At 69.3% G+C, this 13,323-nt stretch carries 14 protein-coding genes; 8 read left to right on the top strand and 6 right to left on the bottom strand.

Annotated elements, in window-relative coordinates; genetic code table 11:
• Window positions 1-214 precede the first annotated feature (214 nt).
• Complete coding sequence (locus ACIHAO_RS16705) at window positions 215-691, bottom strand: MarR family winged helix-turn-helix transcriptional regulator (protein ID WP_396558654.1); 477 nt, start codon at window positions 689-691, stop codon at window positions 215-217.
• Between the two features lie 104 nt (window positions 692-795).
• Between ACIHAO_RS16705 and ACIHAO_RS16700 the strand changes: the two genes are divergently transcribed.
• The gene (locus tag ACIHAO_RS16700) at window positions 796-1,875 is read left to right on the top strand and encodes an epoxide hydrolase family protein (RefSeq protein WP_396558652.1); all 1,080 of its coding nucleotides are present in this window, start codon (window positions 796-798) and stop codon (window positions 1,873-1,875) included.
• A 73-nt stretch (window positions 1,876-1,948) separates the two neighbouring features.
• On the opposite strand, the gene ACIHAO_RS16695 is transcribed toward ACIHAO_RS16700, so the two are convergent.
• The gene (locus ACIHAO_RS16695) at window positions 1,949-2,656 is read right to left on the bottom strand and encodes a GntR family transcriptional regulator (RefSeq protein ID WP_396558650.1); all 708 of its coding nucleotides are present in this window, start codon (window positions 2,654-2,656) and stop codon (window positions 1,949-1,951) included.
• Window positions 2,657-2,782: 126 nt separating this feature from the next.
• Here ACIHAO_RS16695 and ACIHAO_RS16690 point away from each other — a divergent pair, with 126 nt between their 5' ends.
• The 7 genes from ACIHAO_RS16690 to ACIHAO_RS16660 are packed head-to-tail and all read left to right on the top strand — an operon-like array spanning window position 2,783 to window position 9,070.
• Window positions 2,783-3,754, top strand: a complete 972-nt coding sequence (locus ACIHAO_RS16690) for a phosphoglycerate dehydrogenase (protein ID WP_396558648.1) — start codon at window positions 2,783-2,785, stop codon at window positions 3,752-3,754.
• Window positions 3,751-4,548 (top strand): hydroxypyruvate isomerase family protein, encoded by a 798-nt coding sequence (locus ACIHAO_RS16685; protein ID WP_396558646.1) that lies wholly within the window; start codon window positions 3,751-3,753, stop codon window positions 4,546-4,548. The genes ACIHAO_RS16690 and ACIHAO_RS16685 overlap by 4 nt, the downstream gene beginning before the upstream one ends.
• On the top strand, window positions 4,545-5,153 hold the full coding sequence (locus tag ACIHAO_RS16680; protein WP_396558644.1) for a hypothetical protein: 609 nt from the start codon (window positions 4,545-4,547) through the stop codon (window positions 5,151-5,153). The genes ACIHAO_RS16685 and ACIHAO_RS16680 overlap by 4 nt, the downstream gene beginning before the upstream one ends.
• Window positions 5,150-6,385: a 3-oxo-tetronate kinase gene (gene otnK / locus ACIHAO_RS16675; protein ID WP_396558642.1), complete on the top strand. Its 1,236-nt coding sequence runs from the start codon at window positions 5,150-5,152 to the stop codon at window positions 6,383-6,385. The genes ACIHAO_RS16680 and otnK overlap by 4 nt, the downstream gene beginning before the upstream one ends.
• The gene (otnC, locus tag ACIHAO_RS16670; RefSeq protein WP_396558640.1) at window positions 6,382-7,029 is read left to right on the top strand and encodes a 3-oxo-tetronate 4-phosphate decarboxylase; all 648 of its coding nucleotides are present in this window, start codon (window positions 6,382-6,384) and stop codon (window positions 7,027-7,029) included. Before otnK ends, otnC begins: the two co-directional genes overlap by 4 nt.
• Window positions 7,026-7,724, top strand: coding sequence for a substrate-binding domain-containing protein (locus tag ACIHAO_RS16665; RefSeq protein ID WP_396558638.1), 699 nt, complete (start codon window positions 7,026-7,028; stop codon window positions 7,722-7,724). The genes otnC and ACIHAO_RS16665 overlap by 4 nt, the downstream gene beginning before the upstream one ends.
• Window positions 7,721-9,070 (top strand): TRAP transporter large permease subunit, encoded by a 1,350-nt coding sequence (locus ACIHAO_RS16660; RefSeq protein WP_396558636.1) that lies wholly within the window; start codon window positions 7,721-7,723, stop codon window positions 9,068-9,070. Before ACIHAO_RS16665 ends, ACIHAO_RS16660 begins: the two co-directional genes overlap by 4 nt.
• On the opposite strand, the gene ACIHAO_RS16655 is transcribed toward ACIHAO_RS16660, so the two are convergent.
• The 4 genes from ACIHAO_RS16655 to ACIHAO_RS16640 all read right to left on the bottom strand — a co-directional run bounded on the left by ACIHAO_RS16655 (window position 9,001) and on the right by ACIHAO_RS16640 (window position 13,259).
• Window positions 9,001-10,467 carry a glycosyltransferase 87 family protein gene (locus tag ACIHAO_RS16655; RefSeq protein WP_396558634.1) on the bottom strand — a complete coding sequence of 489 codons (1,467 nt, stop codon included), beginning with the start codon at window positions 10,465-10,467 and terminating at the stop codon, window positions 9,001-9,003. The two genes, ACIHAO_RS16660 and ACIHAO_RS16655, sit on opposite strands and share 70 nt — an antisense overlap.
• A 102-nt stretch (window positions 10,468-10,569) precedes the next feature.
• The gene (locus ACIHAO_RS16650) at window positions 10,570-11,232 is read right to left on the bottom strand and encodes a response regulator (protein WP_396558632.1); all 663 of its coding nucleotides are present in this window, start codon (window positions 11,230-11,232) and stop codon (window positions 10,570-10,572) included.
• The gene (locus ACIHAO_RS16645) at window positions 11,229-12,470 is read right to left on the bottom strand and encodes a histidine kinase (protein ID WP_396558630.1); all 1,242 of its coding nucleotides are present in this window, start codon (window positions 12,468-12,470) and stop codon (window positions 11,229-11,231) included. Before ACIHAO_RS16645 ends, ACIHAO_RS16650 begins: the two co-directional genes overlap by 4 nt.
• A gap of 54 nt (window positions 12,471-12,524) precedes the next feature.
• Complete coding sequence (locus tag ACIHAO_RS16640) at window positions 12,525-13,259, bottom strand: TetR family transcriptional regulator (RefSeq protein WP_396558628.1); 735 nt, start codon at window positions 13,257-13,259, stop codon at window positions 12,525-12,527.
• Between the last annotated feature and the right edge of the window lie 64 nt (window positions 13,260-13,323).

Raw genomic sequence — 13,323 nt, 5'->3', positions numbered from 1 at the left:
GGGGGCCTTCATGTACTTGGGGAAGGCCTTCGCGCGCCATCGTTGTGCCTGGTGGGGCTACTGGGGCTAAAGCGTGTGTGCCGAGTCCGTGAAGGCCTCCTTGAGGGACCCAGAGTCCCTCAAGGAGGCCTTCACGGACCGCGGTCCCGCGATCAGCCGAAGCCGGAAGCCAATAGCTCCCTAGGGCCACCCTCAAGAGAGTCCGAATCGCCGCTCACGAGGTCTGGGCTCCTTCACCGGTTCGCCGATCGTGGTGATCCAGCAGCTTCGACAGCAGCTCACTGAACCGCTCCCGCTCGCCGGGTGACAGCGGTTCCAGCAGTTCGTCCTGGCGTTCGGCCAGCTGCTTCTCCAGTCTCCGCAACTGCCGCTTCCCCGCGGTGGTCAGCGAGATGACGTTGCGCCGCCGATCGGCGGGATCCGGGGCGCGCTCGACCAGTTCGCGTTCGGCGAGTTCGTTGATCGTCGCGACCATCTCGCTGACGTGGATCCCACTGCGACGACCCAGCGTCGCCTGACTGGCGGGCCCGTACTCCTCCAGCGTCGCCAGCACGCGGTAGTGGTAGCCCCGGGCGTCGACGGCGGAGAACCCGTCGGTCACCAGGCGATGGGCGTGGTTCGCGGTCTGCGTGAGCAGCCAGCTGGGCAGGCCGCGCCATCGGGCAGGCGGCTCTCCGGACGAGTTCTCCATGTGACGAGTCTAACCAATCGTTGGGAGCCCGAACGATTACGGTATCGTTCGGAGACCAAACGTTAGTCGCCTAAACGTTTAGGCAACCACTGGGAGCAAAGACCGTGATCAAGCCCTTCCGCATCGACATCCCCCAGGCCGACCTCGACGATCTCCACGACCGCCTGTCCCGCACCCGCTGGCCCAACGAGGTCACCGACGCCGGCTGGGACTACGGCTTTCCACTCGCCCGCCTCAAGGAACTGGCCGAGCACTGGCGCACCGGTTACGACTGGCGCGCACACGAAGCCGAGCTCAACCGGCTTCCACACTTCACCACCGAGATCGAAGGCCAGAACATCCACTTCGTCCACGTCCGGTCCTCGAACCCGGACGCCCTCGCGCTGATCCTCACCCACGGCTGGCCCGGTTCGTTCCTGGAGTTCCTCGACGTGATCGAGCCGCTGTCACGCGACTTCCACCTGGTCATCCCGTCCATTCCCGGCTACGGATTCTCCGGCCCGACCCACGAACGCGGCTGGGACCTCACCCGCATCGCGCGAGCTTGGGCCGAGCTGATGCGCCGGCTCGGATACGAGCGCTACGGCGCACAGGGCGGCGACTTCGGCTCGGGTATCTCGATCACGCTCGGCACGGTGGCCCCCGAACAGGTCGTCGGCGTACACGTCAACTACCTGCCGACCCGGCCGGACGCCGATGTCGAACTGTCCGAAAAGGACGAAGCCCGCCTGGACAAGGTGCGGCGGCTGATGGCGAACCGGCCGCCGTATCAGGCCCTGCAGGCCGCGACCCCGCAGACCATCGGCTACGCGCTGACCGATTCGCCGGTCGGCCAGCTGGCCTGGATCGCCGAGCGCTTCGCACAGTGGACGGATCCCCGCTCGCCGGTCGGCGACGACCGGATGCTCACCGACATCTCGCTGTACTGGCTGACCGCGACCGCGGCCTCCTCCGCCCGACTGCACCACGAGACCCAGCGCGGCACCGAACCGTGCCCGGTCCCACTCGGCGTGGCGGTGTTCCCGTACGACATCACACAATCGGTGCGACCACTCGCCGAGCGGCTGTACGACATCCGGCACTGGTCGGAGTTCGAGCGCGGCGGGCACTTCGCCGCGATGGAAGTGCCGGACCTCCTGGCCGACGACATCCGGACTTTCTTCCTCGGGCTCTCCACGTCGTAGCGGGATTTCTTTGTGGAGTAAGCGGTTTTTGAAACCAGCCCTAGCGTATAGGGCGTTATACATTTGAAGAAGGTCAGCGACCGGTCGGAAGTTCCGCCGCCTCGACGGACTTCCGGTCTTCCAGGACGCGTTGCTTGGCGTTCTCGATGTGCCGGCGCATCCGAGCGGCCGCCTCGTCGGGCTCCCCCGCCACCAGAGCGTCGTACACGGCGCGATGCTCCTCCGCCGCCAGCCCGGGCGCTCCCCTGGCCGAGCCGAGCTTCGCGAAGAACCTGAACCGCTGCACCTGTCCCCCGAGTGACCGGTACGCCTTCTCCAGGAACGGGTTGTCCGCCTGGGCGGCGATGAGCAGGTGGAATCGTTCGTCGATGGTCCAGTACGCGCTGAAGGCGGCGGTGTCCGGCGAGGTGGCCGCCCGCGCGAGGTCGTCGACACTCTCCAAGACCTCTTCGAGGAACTCGGGCGTCGTCCGGCGGGCCGCCTCGTAGGCGAGCGCGGGTTCGAGGACCAGCCGCGCGTCCATCAGCTTCACCAGCTCGAATTCGGTGAGCAGCGGGGCGACCCGGTAGCCCTTGAGCGCCTCGCGGCGGACGAGCCCGGTGTGTTCCAGCCGCGCCAGCGCTTCCCGCAGCGGCGTCTGGCTGACGTCGAGTTCCCGTGACAGCGCGCCGATGTTCACCGGCTCGCCCGCAGACCATCGGCCGTCGGTGAACTGCCCCAGCAGCACCTCGTACATCCGGTCGGCGAGCGGCAGTCGTCCGGACCTCCGCGGGGAAGTCATAGGTCCCTCCTTAGTCGCATCACGATATCCCGCGCGCCGGATCGACTCGATCTTGCCTGGCTATAGTATTGACACGAATCCTATAGTATTTCCAACAGGCAGCCTCGAACAGGAGAAACGAACCGGATGACCATGCGCGTACTCGTGACGACCTCGTATCTGAAGCCCGGCGGCGAGGTCGACAAGCTGCTCTCGGACGCGGGTTTCGACACCGTCTTCACCACCCCCGCGCAGCGCGAGGCCACCGGCACTCCCCTGGCCGACCTCGTCCGTGAGGCCGACGGGATCGTCGCGGGCACCGACGCCTTCCCCGCCGCCGTCATCGAGGCCGCGCCCAGGCTCAAGGTGTTCGGCCGCTGCGGTGTCGGCTACGACAACATCGACCTCGACGCGGCGACCCGCCACGGCGTGGCCGTCACCTACACCCCGGGCGCGAACCGCCGCTCCGTCGCCGAACACGTCCTGGCGCTCATGCTCAACTGCGCCCGGCTGATCCCGCAGAACATCGCGAGCGTCCGGGAGGGTCACTGGGAGCAGCGCAGCGGGCGGGAACTCGACGGCGCCGTGCTCGGCCTGATCGGGCTGGGCTCGATCGGCAAGACCGTGGCCCGGCTGGGGCTGGCGCTCGGGATGCGGGTCGTCGCCCACGATCCGTACCCGGACCAGGACTTCCTGGCGAAGACCGGCGTTGAAGCCCGCACCTTCGACGAAGTACTGGCCGAGGCCGACTTCCTCAGCCTGCACATCTTCCTCGACGACTCCACCCGTCACCTGATCGACGCGTCCGCGCTGCGGAAGGTCAAACCCGGGGCTTTCCTGATCAACACGGCACGCGGAGAAGTGGTGGACGAGGAAGCCCTCGCCGACGCGCTGGAGAACGGCGCGCTGGCGGGCGCGGCCCTGGACGTGCTCACGGAGGAGCCCTTGCCACTCGACAACAGGCTGCGCCGGTTCGACAACGTCCTGGTGACCGCGCATATCGGCGCGGCGACGGAACAGGCGAGGTCCCGCTCCAGCCTGATGGCCGCCCAGCAGGTGATCGACGTCCTGCGGGGAAGCACTCCCGGCAACCTCGTCAACCCCGGATACCGCCGATGATCCTCCACAATGGACTCCGAATCGACGCCAATCTCAAGTGGCTGTTCACGGAACTGCCCTTCGAGCAGCGCTTCGACGCGGCCGCGGCCGCCGGTTTCACCGCCGTCGAGTACGCCTCGCCGTACCCCTTCCCCGCCGCCACGCTCGTCCGCCGCCTCGCCGACGCGGGGCTGACCCAGATCCTCGTCAACTCCCCCACCGGCGAACCCGGCTCCCCGGAACGGCTCGGTTACGCGTGCCTGCCCGGCCGTGCGGCCGAATTCCGCGCAGGAGTGGAGCTCGGCCTGGAGTACGCCGTGGCACTGGGCAGCACCTTCCTGCACCTGCCCGCCGGGATCCGGCCCGCCGATGTCTCCCGTGACCGTGCCTTCGCGCAGTACGTCGCGAACATCGCCTGGGCGGCGGATCAGGCTCGCGACAGCGGCGTCCGTCTACTGCTGGAGGCACAGAACAAACAGGACGCGCCGGGCTTCCTCCTCGACGACCAGGCACACGCGGCAGCGGTGGCCGACGCGATCGACGAACCCCACGTGGCCCTGCTCTTCGACGTCTACCACGCCTCCATCGACGAGAAGGACGTCGTCACGGCACTGCGGGAGTTCCTGCCCCGCGCCGCCCATCTCCAGATCGCCGACTCACCCGGCCGGGGCGAACCCGGTACCGGCGACATTCCCTGGGCCGACGTCTTCGACACCGTGAAGTCCGAGGGCTACGACGGCTGGATCGGCTGCGAGTACAAGCCCGCCACCAGCACCGAAGCAGGTCTGAACTGGATCGAGGAGCAGGTCCGATGAGCCCACGCATCGCGTTGATCAGCGCCACACCGGCCGCCATCCCGCCGGCGGTGAACGCGCTGGCGGCCGGGTTCCCGCAGGCCCGGCCATGGAACATCCTCGACGACCGGCTCCTGGCCGATGTCGGGGAAGACGGCCGCACGGCCGCTTTGGACGACCGGATGCGCCGCCTCATCGACTACGCGGTCACCGGCGGCGCCGACGGCGTCCTGCTCACGTGCTCGCTCTACGGCGAGGTCACGAAGCAGGTCGACGCGCCGGTCCCGCTTCTCGCGCCCGACGAAGCGGCCTTCGACGACGCGCTTTCCAGCGGTCACACCCGCATCCTTGTGGTCGCTTCGCTGGCCTCGGCGCTGAGTGACTCCACGGCGCGTTTCGAGCAGGCGGCACGCGACAAGGGGATCACCGTCGAGGTCGGCGGAGTGCTCGCACCGGACAGGCTCGTCGAAACGTGCCGGGCGCGAGCCGACGGATGGGATCTCGTCCTGCTCGCCCAGTACTCCCTCGCCCCCGCTGCGCAGGAGCTGTCAGCGGAACTCGGCGTGCCGGTCGTGTCCGGACCCCGCAGCGCCGCGGCGAGACTGAAGGCGGTGATCGGGGAATGACCGGCACGCTCGGCGCGATCGCCGACGACTTCACCGGCGCGACCGACGTGGCCGCGGCCTTCCGCCGGGGCGGACTACGCACCCTGCTGTTCTTCGGCGTACCACCCGAAGACGAGGCGACACCACCGCACGACGCGATCGTGATCGCCCTCAAGAGCCGCGCGATCCCGACCGGAGAAGCGGTCTCGGCGTCCTTGGAAGCGCTGCGGTGGCTGCGAACCCGGCAGGCGGAGCAGATCTACTTCAAGTACTGCTCCACTTTCGACTCGACGCCACGCGGCAACATCGGCCCGGTGCTCGACGCGCTGTCGCAGGCGTCGCCGCCCGGCGGTGTCGTGATGACTCCGAGCTCACCGGAGCACGGGCGCACGCAGTACCAGGGCCACCTCTTCGTCGGCGGCACCCTGCTCGCGGAATCGCCCATGCGCGACCATCCCGCGACCCCGATGACGGACTCGCACCTGCCCCGGCTGCTGCGGGCGCAGACCGACACCCCGGTCACTCTGATCACGCACGACGTCGTCCGGCGCGGGGAAACCGCCGTGCGCGCGGCGGTCGACGGCACGAGCGGCTACGTGCTCGTTGACGCGCTCACCGAAGAGGATCTGCGGCTGCTGGGCCGGGTCACGGTGAACTCGCCCCTCGTCGCGGGAGCGGCTGGTCTCGCGGCCGGACTCGCGGCCGCGCGAGCCTCCACCGGCCCTCCGGTCACCGAGGCGCCCGCCCCGACCGGCCCGGCCGCCGTCCTGTCCGGAAGCTGCTCGGCACGAACGCTCGAACAAATCGCCGTCATGACGAGTCTCGGCCGCCCCGCGTACCGGCTCGACCCGGTGGCGACACCGGATCCGGACGGCCTCGCCGCCGAAGCACTCGCCTGGTACGACTCCCAGACCGCACCCGGACCGCTCGTCTACTCGTCGTCGAGCCCGGCGGATCTCAAACGCACCCACCAAGAACTGGGCGTGGCGAGATCCGCCGAAATCCTGGAGAAGGCGACCGGACTCATCGCCGTCGGACTCGTCGAACGCGGGGTGCGCCGGCTCGTGGCGGCCGGCGGCGAGACCTCCGGCGCGATCGTCACCGCACTCGGCGTCCACGGCGGCGTCATCGGGGCGGAAGCCGCGCCCGGCGTGCCGTGGATCCACCCCGTGGGCGACGACCGGTCCGCCCTGCTGCTCAAGTCGGGCAACTTCGGCGATCTGGACCTCCTCGCGACGGCGTCCGGCTCATGAGCACCGACCGGCTCCACCGCGAACGCGTCATCGCCGCGGCGCGATCCCTCTACGACCGGGGCCTCACCCATGGCCGCACAGGCAACATCTCCGTGCGCTACGGCGAGCAGATCCTCGTCACGCCCACCGGGGCCTGCCTCGGCACGGTGCGACCGGGCGATCTGTCCGTCATCGACGCCGACGGAAACCACCTCGCCGGACCACCGCCGTCGAAGGAAGCCTTCTTCCACGCGACCGTGCTCCGGCAGCGTCCTTCCGACAACGCGGTCGTGCACACCCACTCGCCCCATTCCGCCGCCGTCTCGTGTCTCGACGGTCTCGACCCCGACGACGCCATCCCGCCGCTGACCGCGTACTTCGCGATGCGGGTCGGCCGTCTCCCGCTGCTCCCCTACCACCCGCCGGGCGACTCCGGCGTCGCCGAGCCGATCGCTCGCGCCGCCGTCGGCCATCCGGCGCTGCTGCTCGCCAACCACGGCCCGGTCGTCGCCGGGACGAACCTCGACACCGCCTTGGACACGCTCGAAGAACTCGAGCACACCGCGGAGATCTTCCTGCTCCTGAGAGGCCGTCCGGCCCGGCCGCTGACCGACCGTCAGCGCGACGCCCTCCACTCCCCACCCGCCCGAAGGGACACCCCATGATCAGCCTCTTCACCGCCCTCTCCGTCAAGAAGGCACTCGACGACGTGCTGCTGCACGCGTTCACGAAGAAGCACGGCGTCGACGTCGACGTCACGTACGACCCCACCACCATCCTGGTCGAGAAGATCAAGAAGGGCGCCGAACCCGACGTCGTGATCGCCGTCTCCGGCGCCTTCACCGAACTCGAGGCGCTCGGCGCGGTCACCGCCGAATCCCGCGTCGTACTGGCGAAAAGCGGGATCGGCATCGCGACCGCGCCGGAACTCGACGATCCCGGCATCGGCACGGTGGACGCCCTTCGCGCGGCCCTCACCTCCGCCCGATCCGTCGCGTACTCCCGCAGCGGCGCGAGTGGCATCTACTTCGCCCGGCTACTCGAAGAGCTGGGCATCGCCGACGAAGTGAACGCGCGGGCCACCATCGTGGAGAAGGGCTTCACCGCGCTCGCCGTGACCGACGGCCGGGCCGATCTCGCGGTCCAGCAGCTCAGCGAGCTGAAGTTCGTCCCGCAGGCTCGCATCGTCGGACCGCTTCCGGACGGGGCCCAGCACTACAGCGAACTCTCGGCCGCACTCGGCCCTGCGGCCCCGTCCGAAGCCGCGGACCTGCTGCGTTTCCTCGCGAGCCCGGAGGCGACGGCCGCCTACCGCGACGCGGGCCTCGTCACCGGCGGCACATCCCGGATCCGCGCGTGAACGCGATCCTGGCGCTGGTCGCGTTCATCGCCGCCATCGTCGTGTGGAACGCGATCTTCAAACGCAACATCGGCGAAGCGATGGTCGTCGGTTTCCTGGTCACCGCCGCCTTCGCGGGCACGGACTTCTTCGCTGTCGCTTGGGAAAGCCTCCTCGACGGCCTCAAGTCCGAGATCACCTTCGCCGCGCTGGCGTTCGTCTTCGTCAGCGAGCTGCTCACCAGGACCGGGCTGGTGCAGCGCATGGTCGACATCCTCAGCTCGTTCCTCGGCCGCCGCCGGGGTGGCTCGGCCTACGCGGCGACCGTCGCTTCCGGACTGTTCGGCGCGGTCGCCCACAACGGCGCCGCGATCGTCGCCACGGTCGGGTCGATCACCATCCCCTGGATGAAACGGTCCAAGGCCAGCGGCGAGACCGCCGCGCTGGTCCTGTCCGGAAACGCCGGTGTCGGCGCCACTTTCCCCTTCAGCGGCGCGTTCTTCATCCTCCTCGCCGCCCCGACCGTGCTGCCGGTGCTCAGCGCGGGCGACATCGTCCCGACGATCTTCGTCACCGGCGTGTGGATGGTGGGGATGCGGCTGATCATGGCCTACGTCATCGTGAAACGCCGTGGCGTGCAAGCGATGGAGCCGCAGGACATCCATCCGCTGCGGGCGTCGTTCAAGGTCGGATGGCCGTCGCTGGTCGTCCTCGGCTCGATCGCCGTCCCCATCCTGCTCACCGCCCCGCCGACCGCGGACTTCGTCTCGGCCCGCATCGGCGTCGACGCCCCGGACGCGATCCCACTGCTCATCTGGCTGCCGATCGTCATGCTGCTGGTCGGCCTGCTCGTCGAACGGAAACTGCTGCCGAAGGGGCGGGCACAGTGGTGGGATCTCTTCGGCACGGTCGGCCCCAAGCTCGGCCTGGTCGGCGTCACGATGATCTCGGCGTTCGCCGCGTCGAACGTGCTGAAGACACTCGGCCTGGACGATCAGCTCAAGCCCTACCTGGAAGGGCTCACCGGCGTCTCCCCGCTGGTGGCCGCCATCGTGGTCGGCGTCGTCATCGTGCTCGTCGCCGGACCGCTCAACACGACGTCCACGGTCGCCGCCGTGGGCCCGGTGGCGTTCGCCGCGCTGACCGCCGCCGGCATCCCTCCGCACGTCGCCTTCGCCGCGATCCTCGTGTGGGCGTCTTCGGAGGGATGCTCACCGCCGGGCGCCGCCCCGCTGTACGTCGCGGCGGGCATCGCCGAGATCAACCCGGTCCGGATCTTCGTCCCGGTCGTCCTCTACTACCTGTTGCCCACCCTGCTGTTCGGCGTCCTCATGGCCGTCGGCCTGCTGTGGCTCCCTGGAGCGTGATCACCGTGTATCGGATTCTGCTGGCCGCGACCCGCGTCTGCCTCTTCGCGTTCCTCGTCGGCGGTTTCGTGGTCGTCGCCGGGCAAACCCTCGGCATCGTCGTCGGTTCCGGCCCGATCGTGACGGCCTTCGGCACCGATGTCGCCGACAGCGTCTGCGTCGTCGCCGGGATCGCGGGCATCCTCGCGTTTCTTCTGTTCTACACGGGAGAAGGGCGAGAAAACGCGCCAAACGCGGACGAATAACACGCGTCGCCCCGGCGTATATAGCGTTATACGCCGGGGTAGGCGGGTGAGTCCCGGGAGGAGAAGGCAGATCAAGTAAGCGTTGCCGATCAAGGCCTCCGCGATGTTCCAGTCGCGCTCCGCTCCCCCGCCGCCCGGCACCACGGCCACCGTCCACCCGGTGAACAGGACGGCGGCCATCAGCGCCGCCCCGCGACGTCCTCGGGCGGCGAGGAGGCCGATCGCGGGCACCACCCACACCCAGTGGTGAGTCCAGGAGATCGGACTGATCAGCAGGGAACATCCCGCCGTGACCAGCAGTGCTGCTCGGTCGTCACCCGCTCGATGGAGGCGGTGCACGAGCCACATCGACACGGCCGCGAACGCCACTCCGGACACCACGATCAGCATCGTGGCCGTCCGTCCTTCCTGGACGGTCCGCGCGACGAATCCTTGCCAAGACTGGTTTCCCACCCAGCCCTTCATCTCGGCGAAATGGTCGTTGAAGATCGCCGAGGTCCAGAAGCGCACGGAGTCGGCGGGCAGGACGACCACCGCGAACGCCGTCGCGCCGAGAAAGGCCGCCAAGGCGCGTGCCGCGTCGGCGGTACGCCGCACCACCAGGAGATGGACGATGAAGATCAGCGGGATCAGTTTGACGGCCGCGACGATCCCGATCGTGATCCCGCGCCAGCGCGAATCACGCAGGAGGAGCAGGTCCGTCACCACGGCGGCCATCAGCACGAGATTGACCTGGCCGAGGCCGATGGTCTGCCACACCGGCTGGAGCGCGAAGGCGCCGAGCAGCAGAAGCGGCAGGTGAGCCCGGTCGGCGAACGGCCGGAGCGCGAGGTAGAGCGACGGCGCGGCCGCCAGTGCCAGCAGGCCCCAGCACAGCTGGGTGGGCAACGCGGTCAGCGAGGTGAACAGGAGCGCGGCGAACGGCGGATAGGTGAACGGCAGCTCCGGCGCCCATTCGGGGAGCGCCCGCAGCGGTGAATAGAGACTTTCCCCTTCCACCACCGCGAACCCGCCTGCCCGGTACACCGCCGAATCGACGCCGAGCGGCAGATCCGCGATCCACCAGCCGAGCGCCACCAGGGCGCATACGGTCATCGCTCCGCCGACGACGATCAGCGCCGGGTCGGCGCGTCGACCTCTTGAGAACTCCATGGGGAAACGATCTCCGGAACCACGCCGGGAAACATCGCCCCCGGGAACCGTCTTGGCGCCACTACCCCGGTACCCGCTTTCGGGCTTACCCCTACCCCGGTATCAGGGCGTGGTCCCCGGAACGACGAGCCCCGCCTCGTACGCGACCATGACCGCCTGCGCGCGATCACGCACCCCGAGTTTGGCGAAAACCCGGCTGACATGGGACTTCGCCGTCTGCTCCGCGATCACCAGCGCTTCGGCGATCTCCGTGTTGGAGAGGCCGCGGGCGACCAGCCGGAGCACGTCCGTCTCACGTGCGGTCAACTCGGCCACGAGGGCGTGACCCGAATGCGCCGAGGCGTGGGTGCGGGTGAACTCGCCGATCAAGCGCCTGGTGATCGTCGGCGCGAACAACGCGTTGCCGGCGGACACCATCCTGACCGCGGTGACCAGGTCGTCCAGCGGGGAGTCCTTCAGCAGGAAACCGCTGGCGCCCGCCCGCAGCCCGCCGAACACGTACTCGTCGATGTCGAAGGTGGTGAGGATCAGCACGCGGACCTCTTTCCGCCCCGCCACGATCCGCCGGGTCGCCTCGATCCCGTCGAGTTCGGGCATGCGCACGTCCATCAGCACGACGTCCGGTTCGAGTTCGGCGCACAGCGCGACGGCGGTGGTCCCGTCCGCGGCCTCCCCCACCACCCGCAGGTCGGGTTGCGCGTCGAGCACCGCGCGGAAACTCTGCCTGACCATGGTCTGGTCGTCGGCGATGACCACCGAGATCACGGTTGCGGATGCCCCTCACGATCGAGTGGAACGGTCAGCATAACGAGGAAACCGCCGTCCGGCCGCTCCCCCGCCTCAAGATCAGCCGCGAGCATAGCCGCCCGCTCCCGCATGCCGACCAAACCGTGTCCACCGCCGGTCTGTTCCGTCCTTTTCGGACCGTCGCCGGGCCCGTTCTCGATGAGCAGCCGGACGGAGCCCGGCACGGCCGCGAGTTCGACCGAGATCGGCGCCCCGGGCGCGTGCTGGATCGCGTTGCTGAGGGCTTCCTGCATGATCCGGAACACCGACAACGAGACGCCGACCGGAACGGCATCGAGGTCACCCCGCAGGTGGAGTTCGCAGGCGGTGCCGGCGGCCTTCACTCCTTCCACGAGTTCGGCCACCTTGCCCAGCCCCGGCTGCGGCGAAGTCGGCAGAGCGTGGTCCTCGGACCGGAGCACGCCGAGCAGCCTGCGCAGCTCGGTCAGCCCTTCACGAGCGGTTCCGGCGAGGTCGGCGAACTCCTGCCAGATCTCGGCTTCGCGGTCGGCTTTGGCCGGATCGGCGAACCGGAACCGCGCGGAGTCCGCGCGTACCGCGAGTACGGACATGTGGTGCGCGACCACGTCATGCAGTTCCCGCGCGATACCGGCCCGTTCCTCCAGCAGGGCCGCCCTGGCCTCCTCGGCGAGCCTGCGTTCCTGTTGTGCCACACGTTCCTCTTCGGCGAGCCTGCGCTGCCGGACCGTGTTGCCGAGGAAGAACGCGATCCCGCCCAGCAACACGAGCAGCGCCGCGTCACGCCAGTCACTCAGGAAGGGCGTGGCGGCACCGAACGAGATCAGCCCGGCCCAGGTCAGTTCCGCCTGATCGTTGCTCTCCCCCACCAGGTAGAAGACGAGCGCCGCCGTGAGCGCGAAGCCCGGCGCCCACGGCCAGCCCCAGGTGGCGGCGATGCCGGGCAAGGTCAGCGGGGTGCTCACGACGCCGACGATCAGCGTGCGCCACCCCCACAGCGGCGAACGCACCGCGAGCAGGCAGGGCAGCACGGTGATGAGCACGTTGAACGTCTTCGCGGGCGGCGACACCGAGACGGTCGAGAACGTGACGAAACCCGCCCAGAGTCCGCATCCGGGGATCGCCAGCGCACGCAGCCATCGCAACCCCGCCGAGCGCTTCGGCGGGGCGTCGGTTCCGGCGAATGCCGTGTAGCGCAGGGCATCCCACCACGCCCGCAGCCGCTGTCGGGTGATCATCAGACGTCACACCCTACCTTCGGATCACCTCATGGCACTGAGTGCCAGAACCGGCTACGGCTCGTTCAAGGCGGCGTTCACCTTGGCGATGACGGTGTGCAGCGGTGCCGCCGTGGTCAGTACGGCCACCACCGTCTTTTCGGCGCCGTCCGCCGCGGCGGGTTCGGCTCTGAACGCGTCGATGACCAGCGCGAAGGCCTCCGCCGCGCTGGCCGCGATGTCGTCCTGCCCGCCACTGCGCAGCCAGCGCCGGAGCACGTGGTTGTTGGCTGCCGCGATCGCCGCCGCGGCCACGGCAGCCCGCAGGCTCGCCGTCTCGTCGCCCTGCTCCGTGAACCGCGCCCGCAGGTAGCGGGCGAGCACTCGCTGGTAGCGGTCGACGGTCGCGACCTCCTTGTCCCGCAACGACGGCACCGTCCGCGTCAGGGTGAACCGGTGGAGCGAGACGTCGAGTTCCGCGGCATAGGAGTCGAGGACGAGGCCGACCGCGGCGCAGGCCACCTCCACCGGGTCGCGGCCGGGATCCGCGGCGGCGAACGTCTCCTCCATTTCGGCCACGATCTCGTCGTGGTTCGCGAAGAGCACGTCGTCCTTGGCATCGAAGTACCGGAAGAACGTCCGGCGGCCCACCCCGGCGGCGGCCGCGATCTCGTCCACCGTGGTGGCCTCGTAGCCCTTGGCCACGAAGAGGTCCACGGCCGCGGCGGCGAGCGCGCGACGCAGCCGGCGACGGCCCGCGGGAGTCGCCCCCGCCCTGGTCACCGGCGCTCGGCGCGGCGAATCGGTCATAGCGGGACGGTAGCAGTCACTTGCTAGTGGCACTGAGTGCCGTTAGGCTGACGGTGATCCCGGG

The organism is Amycolatopsis sp. NPDC052450, assembly GCF_044547565.1.
GTDB lineage: Bacteria > Actinomycetota > Actinomycetes > Mycobacteriales > Pseudonocardiaceae > Amycolatopsis.
The sequence above is the reverse complement of the archived record's forward strand: the minus strand, read 5'-3'. Positions and strand labels throughout refer to the sequence as shown.

Coding starts and splice junctions, on each gene's coding strand:
- otnC (WP_396558640.1), top strand. CDS start 6,382: ATGAGCACCGACCGGCTCCACCGCGAACGCGTCATCGCCGCGGCGCGA.
- ACIHAO_RS16685 (WP_396558646.1), top strand. CDS start 3,751: ATGATCCTCCACAATGGACTCCGAATCGACGCCAATCTCAAGTGGCTG.
- ACIHAO_RS16665 (WP_396558638.1), top strand. CDS start 7,026: ATGATCAGCCTCTTCACCGCCCTCTCCGTCAAGAAGGCACTCGACGAC.
- ACIHAO_RS16680 (WP_396558644.1), top strand. CDS start 4,545: ATGAGCCCACGCATCGCGTTGATCAGCGCCACACCGGCCGCCATCCCG.
- otnK (WP_396558642.1), top strand. CDS start 5,150: ATGACCGGCACGCTCGGCGCGATCGCCGACGACTTCACCGGCGCGACC.
- ACIHAO_RS16690 (WP_396558648.1), top strand. CDS start 2,783: ATGACCATGCGCGTACTCGTGACGACCTCGTATCTGAAGCCCGGCGGC.
- ACIHAO_RS16640 (WP_396558628.1), bottom strand. CDS start 13,259: ATGACCGATTCGCCGCGCCGAGCGCCGGTGACCAGGGCGGGGGCGACT.
- ACIHAO_RS16695 (WP_396558650.1), bottom strand. CDS start 2,656: ATGACTTCCCCGCGGAGGTCCGGACGACTGCCGCTCGCCGACCGGATG.
- ACIHAO_RS16655 (WP_396558634.1), bottom strand. CDS start 10,467: ATGGAGTTCTCAAGAGGTCGACGCGCCGACCCGGCGCTGATCGTCGTC.
- ACIHAO_RS16705 (WP_396558654.1), bottom strand. CDS start 691: ATGGAGAACTCGTCCGGAGAGCCGCCTGCCCGATGGCGCGGCCTGCCC.
- ACIHAO_RS16645 (WP_396558630.1), bottom strand. CDS start 12,470: ATGATCACCCGACAGCGGCTGCGGGCGTGGTGGGATGCCCTGCGCTAC.